The following is a 7,367-nucleotide window of genomic DNA, read 5'->3' as shown; positions in this document are numbered from 1 at the left end:
AATTCTGATGTAATCGGTACCATTCTTAATCTTGTAATAATAAATAATAATTTGTCAGAATTAAGAATAGCAATGTGACAGCTTTATGAAAACAAATGCATCCATGATTTACATCACATTCCATGTTTTGTATGTTTTCTATAGTTAGGGTAAAAAGAATGGAGGATTGTGATGAAATCCAAAGCATGGTATAAGAAACAGCTGAAACGAAAGCCAATTCAAATCACACGTTACTTGGTCCAAGGCGTTTTTTTGTTGTTCTTGCTATATGTAGGTCTGCAATTCTATCGATTTTATCATCATTTCGAAACGAATGGTGCCGCACCATTTGTAGAACGGCCATCTGCTGTTGAAGGGTTTTTACCAATAAGTGCTTTAGTAGCATTTAAAGTGTGGTTTAAGGGCGGAGGGTTTGATACGATTCACCCGGCAGGTCTTGTTTTACTAACCTTTTTTATTGGATCTGGCTTCATTTTCCGCCGTTCATTTTGCAGCTGGTTTTGTCCTGTTGGCACCGTAAGTGAAATTACAGGGTGGATTGGCAGAAAAATATGTAAAAGAAATTTTGAAATTCCAACCTGGCTTGCGTGGCTGTTAACTCCAATCAAATATATCCTGCTATATTTCTTTATCAGCATGATCATCGCGATGCCGACGTTCGAAGCAAAAGCCTTCCTAGAAGAGCCGTATAATAAAATTTCAGATGTAAAGATGCTTCTATTCTTTTTAAATATAGGAGGCTTTGCCCTCAAATTTGTCCTTGTTATTTTCGTTTTGTCTTTATTTTTCCGTAATTTTTGGTGTCGTTTCCTATGCCCATACGGCGCATTAATCGGATTGGGCTCGATTTTCAGGATATCTAAGGTACGTAGAAATTCTGAAACCTGCACCAACTGTGAAATGTGTACGAAGGTTTGCCCGCAGCGAATTAAAGTACATACTAAAGAGGTAGTTGCCTCACCAAATTGTAATGCTTGTATGTCCTGTGTAGAGGCTTGTCCAATTAAAGACACTTTGAACATGACAGTTGTAAACAAAAAAGTGAATAAGTGGTTTATTCCGGTAGGGTTTCTAGTATTATTTTTTGTAGTGGTAGGATTTGCTAAAATCACTGGACATTGGAACACCATTCTTACCTACGAGGATTGGAAACAATTGGTTCCGGATGCAAGATATGTTGGGCATTAGTAATTTGATAGATAAGCAGCCTTATGGGGCTGTTTATTTTTGTAAACTTGTTAATCAAGGAAATTTCTTTTAAAATTTAAACTAATACGTACCCGTACTTAAAAGTTAGGATGGATGAAAAATGTTATTTATTTCTGAAATGCCAATAGAAGCTAGAGACAAACTTCTTTATGCCAGTTTGATTTTGTTCACCAGGGAGGGGTATAAAAATACCTCTGTGTTAGATATTGTGGAAATGGCTCGGGTGTCCAAAACGACTTTCTATCAGCATTTTTCTAGCAAAGAAGGGCTAATGGCAAACCTGCTTGATGTCATATCAACGGAAATCATAGAAGAAGTTAAGCAGGAGATTGAAAAAGAGAGTAGAGTGGCCTACAAAGCTTATGTAGGAATCCATCGTTATATTGAGATTTGTTTTACAGACATTCGAGTTGCTAATCTGATGTTGGTGGAGTCTGTCGGGGTTTCTCAGGAGGTTGAAAAGGTTCGTACCGAGGCACACCTCCGCTTTGCCGAGCTTATGTTTAAAACGGTTCAAGGTTTACTGCAGAATACCGTTTCTGATGTAGAAATGCAAATTGTTTCACACGCCATGATTGGTGCTATTAATGAAGTGATTGTTCAAAATTATCACGAAGTGGAAAATAAAGAAGTAAATTTCGAAGAGCTGGCTCGTCTGCTAAATCGGATAGTCATCGGAGCATTTGTTAACTTAACTAATTAATAGAACTACCGTTAAATATTTGGATAACTTAATGGAACAATATCTCTAATTGAAGATAAAAAATGACAGGAATAAATCTTACGAAATGGATTATACTTGTCATTTTTTATTATAAAAAGGTCTTTTAAAATAACCCTAAATGGCAAAAGATTCATTTGATTTAAGAAGATAACGTTCTATAAACTCAGCCAATCCATCATTTTTGTAGTGTGCTGTAACAAAAACGGCTGCCTCTTTAACCTCTTCGTTTGCGTTCCCCATTGCCACACCCATTCCGAGATGACGAAGCATTTCTATAGTTTATAGGGAAGAGATATAAGGTAATTAATTTGAATAATACACATGTACCTACATATCCATTAAATAGTATTCAATTTAAGGAGGCAGTTATTTGAAAAAATCCCAAAGCCCCGAAATAAGACCCTACCTAATTACCAAAACGTTAGCTCCTGAAAATCAGGAAACACCTATAAATTTTGTGACCGATGATCGTATAGGAGGAAAATTATTTTTTAGAAGAAATCACTTAAATTACCCAAATTTCACGTCATCGTTTTATTATCTCCCAATTAATGGATTAGTGCATACCCCAAGAATATTTTCCTTACAGGAAATTTACTCATTGCCATCCAAAACTTTAAAAGTTGTTCTTGAGTGTTCCGGAAATAGGCGCCAATTATTTGAACCCAAAGTTTTTGGAGAACAATGGGGGAAAGGAGCGATTAGTCAAGGTATATGGAAAGGAGTTCCTTTAAAAATCCTTTTTGAATACACAGGATTAATGGATACGGCAAAAGAAATTGTTTTTGAAGGTTATGATTATGGAAATAGGCCGGATTCAGATCAAATTTATAACTTTTCAAGAAGTTTACCCATTGAAAAATCCCTTGAACCGGATACCATTATTGCTTATGAATATAATAATCAACCAATTCCCTTCAAGCACGGCTTTCCCTTCAGATTGATTGTTCCAGGATGGTATGCGATGGCTTCAGTAAAATGGATTAAACAAATAATAGTGATTGACAAAAAATTTAAAGGACCATATCAAACTGTTGATTATGTTTATTATCCTAACAAAGAGGACGATAAAGGAAAATTCCCTGTCACTACCATTAATGTAAACTCCTCTATTCAATACCCATTAGATATGCAGTTATTGCATAAAGGAATTTATGAAATTAAAGGAATCGCATGGGCAGGAATAGGAATGCTATCAAAAGTAGAAATTAGTTTGGATGATGGCCAAACATGGGATACATGCCAATTAACGTCACCAAGTGAAAAATATACATGGACCAATTGGAGCTATAAATGGGAAGCACGCAAAAAAGGGGAATATACCATAAAATCAAAAGCAACAGATTCTTATGGGAATATCCAACCATTAGAACCATTTTGGAACAGAAAGGGTTATGGCTACAATTCTATTGATCGTATAAAAGTTAAAGTGGAATAATAGGGGGCGATTCTTCATATGAGGGATCGTTTTTTTATTTGCTCTACCATGAAATAACTGTGGATAACTTTACTTCAGCAGTTATTTCATTTATTGATGTGCAAATTTTTTACATGGATGTCTGTTAAACTTGTCTGTTGATTTCCGCTCCAATCAACAGAGTGTAAAAAATCAACACTGTTCTTTAACGCAGCCTTGTTTTTAAGTACCTCGAAGGTTTATCTTTTTCTATTTTCAACATGAATATGGTAATGGGTCCATATTCATCTAATTTCGACTTTTATTAACAAATATGGACAAAAAAAATTATTGACAGCCGAATCATATATAGTGCGTAAATGGATGATCATCCATTTACTTAGAAATCAAGATGGGATAAGAGAGGGCGTTATTTTGAAAGAGGAATTATTTTTAAATGGTGAGTTGAAGGTAACCAGGAAAGAGACCCACCGAAAAATCAGGCAACCTAAAAGTATACCTGTTTTCACTTCAAGGATGGAAAGACGTGAATATTATAAGAGCGCAAATTATTTTGATATTCGTAATGTGCTGGATGTCAAAGGATTCCTAAAAGATATAAGTGATAATTGGAATACATATGTTTCGAAGGTTCACCAATGGATTCAAAAGAATCCTGCCAAAAGATTAGTAGTGACTGGTATTTTTACCATTGTTCTTGGCTTTTTTGGAAACACTTCGAATGCTGGATGTATTGAAGAATACACGTATCAGGTTAAGAGTGGAGAAAAAATTGAAGAAATCGCTGCAAAACATGGTGTAACTGCACAAGAAATATTAGATGCAAATGGGCTGTCATCTATTGAGGGAAAGAAAATTCTATTGCCGAAAGTTCAAGACAGAATGGTAAATGCCACCATACTCAATGTTCGTTCCCAGCCAAACACTACGAGCAGTATTCTTGGTAAGTTTAAAGAAGGTGATTTTGTTAAGGTTGTATCCGTAGAAAATGGATGGGCGGCCATTTTGATTAAAGGAAGACTTTGTTATGTGAGTGCTGATTACCTTACGTTTAAAGAATCAGTAGAGCCAACACCCAGCAAAATCACAAAAACAATGTATGTAACTGCTACATCTTTAAGAGTAAGAGAAGCAGCTTCAACGAGTAGTACAATAATTGGTTTATTGAAATTTAATGATCGTGTGTCAGTGACAACAACCATCAATGGTTGGGCCAAGATTACATTCAATGGAAAAGAAGCCTTTGTCAGTGCATCTTATTTAACGAAGAATGAACCAACAACCAGCCAAATCACCAAAACGCAGTATGTTACTGCCACAACCTTAAGAGTAAGAGAAGCAGCTTCAACGAGTAGTACCATCCTTGGCACATTAAAATTAAATGATCGTATATCTGTGAAATCAACAACAAATGGTTGGGCCAAGATTACATTCAATGGAAAAGAAGCGTTTGTTAATGAGACTTATTTAACGAATGATGAACCAAGGAAAAATATGAATGAAACAGTTAAAAATACAAATACATATGTCATCAAGAGTGGTGACACCTTTACAAAAATCGCAAAAGCATTAGGTGTTTCTGTTTCATTCATTCAAGATCTAAATCTGGGAGTTGACTCATCAAAGTTGAAAATTGGACAAATCATCAAGGTTCCTTACAATCCTGAATCTACTATTAATCAAATTCAAATAGCAGCTACATTAGCAGAGGTGGATCCTCAAGGAACTTTTCGTTTTATCACGCCTAATGGCACTACATATACTGCAAAAGCATTAGACAACATGAAAAGTGAATTATTTAATTATAAAGGAAAGAATGTAACACTAACGCTTGAAGGGAACAGGGGTCAATTAATGACGTTGGTATCTCTCCAATAATCGTATTAATAGACTCCAAATGAGGGCACAGCTTTGAAGGATTATACAATAAAGGCACACATCGTAATATAGGTGCTTTCCTTCATTTGTTTTTATAGGGAGTTAATTCTAAGAAACTAATCTGCCGATTTTTCCCCACTTTTAAGATTCCATTTCAAATAATTATGGCATCATCAATCTAAAGGATAAACGGGTAAATTCAATCTATTTAAAAAAGGCAGGGAGATTCTCTCTGCCTTTTTAAACGCTATACATGAATGCTAAATAACTTGCCAGGATAAACAGGATACTCATGATGAGGGCCATTGCTTTTGGTGCCCTTTTTACAAAGGTTAATAGGATGCATGTTAAGAAAAACAGAGCAGTCAGCAAAAAGATCATTGAAGTGACATTAAATCTAAAGTGTAAAGGCAGATGGGAGACTCCTTGATGGAAAAAGTTAAATAGTTTTGAGGTTCCTGTCTCCTGTATCGTTGTACTAATTTCATGCGGTGGAGATTGCTGGCTTAATGAACCAGTAATCGAGAAAATCAATATGACAGTTACGCTCTCCAGTCTTGCCCACGGTAGCGGACTAAACGAAGAATCATTAACCATTTTTTTGCGAATCAAACTGCTATTGATAAACGCAAATACCAGGAGTGGTGCGATGGCTAAGTGCTTAATTAACAGGGCTTGTCCATAGGAAATCGTCCATGAATTAACGTAATCATGTAAGTTCATCACAAAGGTCATCAAGGCAAGACCGGATAAAATGGTAAAAAATAAACAAATCATCGCGACAGGGGAATACCATTTTAAGAAAGCAAACCAATTCTCGTGATTTTTAGAAAACCAGCTGACAGTTAGTAAAATTCCTACCCAGATGCTAATAGCTAACATGTGGGTGGTATGGGTTACAAATCCCGGCCATCTTGATAAGGAGCTCGCATGGCTGGACCAACCAATGGTGGCAATTAGGGCGACAGTTAACAATAGCGCAGTTATGGAAAAAATCGGTCGTTGCTCCAATTTGATCGGAAGTATATAAATAAACAGAATAAGGGAGATGACTCCAGTGCTAATCCACGACTTTCCCACCTCGAAATTCAATAATACAGAGGTGATAGTCATTCCCAAACCAAGACCATGATATAAATAAAGGATAATTTTTAAAACAGGAACAAACGAGAAAAAAGCAACTCCAAGAGCTGCTGTAAGAAGGGTAACTTTAGGGACCTTAACAGCTGGCCGTGAAATCACAGGAACCAACTGTAAAATAAAGCTGCCCAATAAAAATGATAAGCAGATATAAAGCAAAGCCTCGCTAAGAACACTTATGATGATCATTTAGACTTGTTTCCTCCGATAAAATAGCCAATAACTAGCTGCTCCAACAACAAGGAATAGTCCCACCGAAATCGGAACAATTAAGTTTCTAACCATTGGGTCAGATTGTTTTAGCTTTGCGGGAGTTGCAGATTCCTTATTAGCCTTTTTTACAACAGCAGCTTTTGTTTCTTTCGTCGAACTATTAGAAGGTGCTGTGGTAGATTGGCTACCTTGGAGTTGAACAGTAAAAGGAATATTACCTTCTAGTGGGTGGCCGTCCGTACCAATAACCTTCCAATGGATATCATAAGCTCCGTTTGTCAAAGCATCGCCCTTCGTCCCCACTAACTTATTACCATCAATCTTTACGTTTAGATGGGGAATCTCCGTTCCGTTTCGATCTGTTATGAAAAATGTACTTGTTTGCTCTACATTTGTTTCAAAAGTAAGGATGAAATCTTTAGGTGATTGGGTAAGAATCTCCCCTTGTTTAGGGGTAGAATCCTCCAAGTGAGAGTGAGCAAATGCACTAGTACCGAATAAAAAAAACAGCAAAAATATCATAAAGGAGATTTTCTTTTTCAATATAGTCAACTCCATTATATTGTTAACATACCTGTTGTCATTCTATCACTAATTTTCAACGCTAATCCCAATTAGCAAGCAATGTACACAAAACTGTCAAATTTCTTAACAAGGGCTAAATTAGGCAAACGTCACTTGGCTATGATTTATATCAATACCTTTCATTTTTTGCCGTGCTAAACTAAGGTATATTTTTTAAAGGCTGTGTTAAAGAACAGTGTTGATATTTTTACACTCTGTTGA

Annotated in this window: 7 protein-coding genes; 4 read left to right on the top strand and 3 right to left on the bottom strand. The window is 36.1% G+C overall.

The features are described 5' to 3' along the window. Positions 1-171 precede the first annotated feature (171 nt). Together V7083_RS16235 and V7083_RS16230 are read left to right on the top strand one after the other, a co-directional pair. Positions 172-1,188 (top strand): 4Fe-4S binding protein, encoded by a 1,017-nt coding sequence (locus V7083_RS16235; RefSeq protein ID WP_335479696.1) that lies wholly within the window; start codon positions 172-174, stop codon positions 1,186-1,188. A gap of 121 nt (positions 1,189-1,309) precedes the next feature. After that, positions 1,310-1,912 (top strand): TetR/AcrR family transcriptional regulator, encoded by a 603-nt coding sequence (locus tag V7083_RS16230; protein WP_335479693.1) that lies wholly within the window; start codon positions 1,310-1,312, stop codon positions 1,910-1,912. Positions 1,913-2,047: 135 nt separating this feature from the next. On the opposite strand, the gene V7083_RS16225 is transcribed toward V7083_RS16230, so the two are convergent. After that, entirely contained in the window at positions 2,048-2,203 is a 156-nt protein-coding gene (locus V7083_RS16225; protein ID WP_335479691.1) for an HAD family hydrolase, read from the bottom strand. 100 nt (positions 2,204-2,303) lie between these two features. Between V7083_RS16225 and V7083_RS16220 the strand changes: the two genes are divergently transcribed. Both V7083_RS16220 and V7083_RS16215 read left to right on the top strand, forming a co-directional pair. After that, positions 2,304-3,371 (top strand): sulfite oxidase, encoded by a 1,068-nt coding sequence (locus V7083_RS16220; protein ID WP_335479690.1) that lies wholly within the window; start codon positions 2,304-2,306, stop codon positions 3,369-3,371. 393 nt (positions 3,372-3,764) lie between these two features. Further along, on the top strand, positions 3,765-5,228 hold the full coding sequence (locus V7083_RS16215) for an SH3 domain-containing protein (RefSeq protein WP_335479687.1): 1,464 nt from the start codon (positions 3,765-3,767) through the stop codon (positions 5,226-5,228). Between the two features lie 240 nt (positions 5,229-5,468). Here V7083_RS16215 and V7083_RS16210 read toward each other — a convergent pair whose 3' ends face one another. Both V7083_RS16210 and V7083_RS16205 read right to left on the bottom strand, forming a co-directional pair. Further along, a complete protein-coding gene (locus tag V7083_RS16210) occupies positions 5,469-6,557 on the bottom strand; it encodes a copper resistance D family protein (RefSeq protein ID WP_335479685.1) in 1,089 nt (362 codons plus the stop codon). Continuing rightward, the gene (locus tag V7083_RS16205) at positions 6,558-7,124 is read right to left on the bottom strand and encodes a copper resistance CopC family protein (RefSeq protein ID WP_335479683.1); all 567 of its coding nucleotides are present in this window, start codon (positions 7,122-7,124) and stop codon (positions 6,558-6,560) included. It lies immediately after the preceding gene. Between the last annotated feature and the right edge of the window lie 243 nt (positions 7,125-7,367).

This window comes from Bacillus sp. JJ1764 (genome assembly GCF_036962145.1).
In the GTDB taxonomy this organism is placed as follows: Bacteria; Bacillota; Bacilli; order Bacillales; family Cytobacillaceae; genus Neobacillus.
This window is presented reverse-complemented; position numbering and strand designations above follow the sequence as displayed.